At 47.5% G+C, this 3100-nt stretch carries 3 protein-coding genes; all 3 read left to right on the top strand.

The window, feature by feature from the left end:
- Nucleotides 1–716, top strand: a 716-nt coding sequence (locus KDK14_RS07665; protein WP_257264488.1) for an ankyrin repeat domain-containing protein, incomplete at its 5' end; no start/stop codon positions are given.
- 187 nt (nucleotides 717–903) lie between these two features.
- A complete protein-coding gene (locus KDK14_RS07660; RefSeq protein ID WP_257264486.1) occupies nucleotides 904–1671 on the top strand; it encodes an RING finger domain-containing protein in 768 nt (255 codons plus the stop codon).
- Between the two features lie 162 nt (nucleotides 1672–1833).
- A complete protein-coding gene (locus KDK14_RS07655; RefSeq protein WP_257264485.1) occupies nucleotides 1834–3024 on the top strand; it encodes a hypothetical protein in 1191 nt (396 codons plus the stop codon).
- Nucleotides 3025–3100 lie beyond the last annotated feature (76 nt).

The raw sequence follows: 3100 nt of genomic DNA, 5'->3' as shown, positions 1-3100 counted from the left end.
ATAGTACCAGCCCAAGTAGCCAGAAATATACGATTCCATATGGCCAGCTACTTACCAGACAGTTTGGTGGGCGTTCACTGGTCAAAACCTCTTGCCCGACCTCCGACGTTTTCCACCTGGAGTGCATTACCGAAAGGCTTGAACATCAGTCGTCCAATAGTCTTGAGCAACGGGAATGTTTATGCAATCACCCGGCACTGCCATTGATTCGTCTGGACGGCATGCAACTGCCGGAAGACGTATCAGCTTATTGTGAAACCAGAATGTTCCAGGTCTGCCGTACCGGGGATCTGCAAGCGCTGACAGAGCTGTTGGGCGAAGACGAGACCCTGGCAAACCGGACTTACCATTCGGTGCTCACCGGTCATCCTGAATACCCGTTATCAGTCACCATCAAGCACGACCATACTGATTGCGCCCGGATGCTGATCGACCGAGGTGCCGATGTCGCCGCCGACCACCAGGGTGAGACACCCCTGCATTTAGCCGCCAAACAGGGCAACACAGAAATCGTCAAGACGTTACTGGCCGCTGAAGGCATCAATGTTAATGAGAAGGATGACGATAGCCAGACGGCGCTCCACTATGCTGCCTGTATGGGCCATGCAGAAATCATCGAGGCGTTACTGGCCGATAATGGTATCGCGATCAATGGGGAGGATAACTATGGCAGGACACAAGAAAGCTCACACAGCATGCCAGAAACTGCTGGTTGAAAATGGGGCCGTGCTCGATAGCCCTGCTTTTTCCAGTGACGAAATAGCAGAAACCGGGGCCGGGTCGTGACGCTTGATTGCATTTCCATATGCAGATATCGAAGAAGTCATTTTGGACAGCCTCCTATCTAAATGTCAGTCTGAATGACTACTGAACAAAAAGATAATTCAGCAGGTCGGTTTTGATATGGACAGTGCTAACGGTGTGAAATGTGCAATATGCTATGACTCGGTATGTTCAGACCGGACAACATATAACATCATCAATCTGACCTGTGGGCATGCTTTTGGTAAATCATGCATGCGCCAATGGATAGAAAGCTCTAACCAAAAAAAATGCCTTTTCTGTAACAATCCATTAACTGATAATGAGATAAAAGAGATAAAAAATATCCCATTGCAAGAACGTTTGGCCATTATTTCGGAAAAAGCGATTAAACTTTTTGGCCAAACTACCTTGCTGCTGGCTCCCTCGATTGGTGGCACGATTTGGCTTGCGCTTCATGCTGCCTTGGTTGGCGGGACTGATGCCGGGATTGTCTTTTCTGCCGCAGTTGCTTGCGGCACTTGCATTACTACCGGAGCTGCTGTCGGGGCTGTCGGGGCTGCTGCCGGGGTTGACAAGGCTGCTACCGTGATATTCGGAACTGTTACCGGAGCTGCCGGGGCCGCTGCCGTGATTTTCGGGACCATTACCGGAGCTGCCGGGGCCGTCGCGGCTACTGACGGGGCTTTCGCTTTTACTGTCGGGGTCATCGGGATTACTGCCGGAGTCATCGGGGTTAATGCCGGAGTCATCGGGGTTACTGCCGGGGCTGTCACTGCTGTCGGGGCTATCGGGGCTGTCACTATCGGGGCTATCGGGGCTGCTGCCGGGCTAGCTGCCGCGGCTCTCGGGGCTTTCGGGGCTCATTGCGCCTATGAAGAACAGGCAATGAACCCGGTAGTCGTCTGAAAAAAACCTCCTATCCTGCTAAACGTCGGCCATACCAACGCAGTGCTTGGAGCTGAATTTCTGTAGATCGTCAAGTCTTGATTGCCATTCAAACGGAAGACGGAACTTTTCTTTATTGAATGGGTCTGATAAGTAGTTAATAATTTTTTTACAGAGTAAGCTATGAACCTGAATATTATTCCTCCCAAAGTACCAAACACTGATGCTCCCCCCACTTACCAACAAGCAATTGTTAAAAGTCATCTTTCCGTTGAAGAGCTGGCAGAAAACTTTATTCTCAAGGCCGAAAAAATCTGTCAATCCAACCAGCTGGACATTACGACATGCCGGAAATCCCTGTTTGCCAGAGTGATCAAGCAATTAAACACGTGCATCCCCGAACCTTTTATACTCCCAATCAAACTGAGCGTACTGACAAACCCAAGGGATCATAGCCCTTGGGATTGGGATAAGTGGCAACGCAATGCCAACAAGAGAGGATATGACGCCATTCAAGAAATAGGAGATAATATCGGTCCGGATGCTACACAAGAACTTTTGTCATATTTTTTACCAAAAGAAATTGGCTCAGAGTATTCCAGGCGTAGAAATGTAGACTGGCTTTTAAATGAAGATAACCCTTACATGGCTGTGTCTGAATTAATGAAAACCCGGTGCAGGCCTGCGACATTATTTATCGTGGCAGCCATCAAGAAGGGTCTGGTGGAGGAAGCACTTATTAATAAAATATACGCACAACATGTTCAGGAACCAGCAAGTTCACGCACACATGAAGCATCGAATAGCCAACCGCCGGATTACAGTACATCATGCAATGAGCTTGAGATCAACGCAGCCAATCATCTGGCTGAAGTGTTCACCACAATGGCTAATGATAATGGGAGTAATACCCGTGCCGACAGAATTAAACTCATGCGTCAGTTTACTTCTATTCTAAATAAAAATTACCAATGTGAGATCAGTGTCCTGGGTATTAATCCTGAGCAATTCGGAAATAATCCGACCGAGGTATCGGCGTCAGCCTGGTCAAAATGGCAAATGGCAGTCTATGAAGAAAACGGCAAAATGTACGAGCCCCGGGATGAAAAAATTATTGTCGAGCTAGAAAACATATTAAAAAGAAACCTTACCCAAAACATGCTGTACATTGCTTTCAAGTCAAGCCCGAATATCCTTGATTTGAAATTTGAATTTGGAGATCAAGATCTTTACAGCAAAGATTTACTTGAGAATTCGTTCTTAGCTTGTGAACAACGCTGTATTCCCGTCACTAAAATCATTACTGGTTTGATTGAGGCTGGTTGTTTAACCCAAGAAACCATTGATGCGATTTATTCACTGGGTATTGAGTAAGGAATTGTCCCGTAATAACTCCATCATTTTATTCAGTCCGGGAAAATGCCGCCGCCCGCTGCCCGCAAAAGCACAA

Origin of the sequence: Endozoicomonas sp. ONNA2 (genome assembly GCF_024606365.1) — a bacterium.
Taxonomy (GTDB): Bacteria; Pseudomonadota; Gammaproteobacteria; order Pseudomonadales; family Endozoicomonadaceae; genus Endozoicomonas.
The sequence above is the reverse complement of the archived record's forward strand: the minus strand, read 5'-3'. Positions and strand labels throughout refer to the sequence as shown.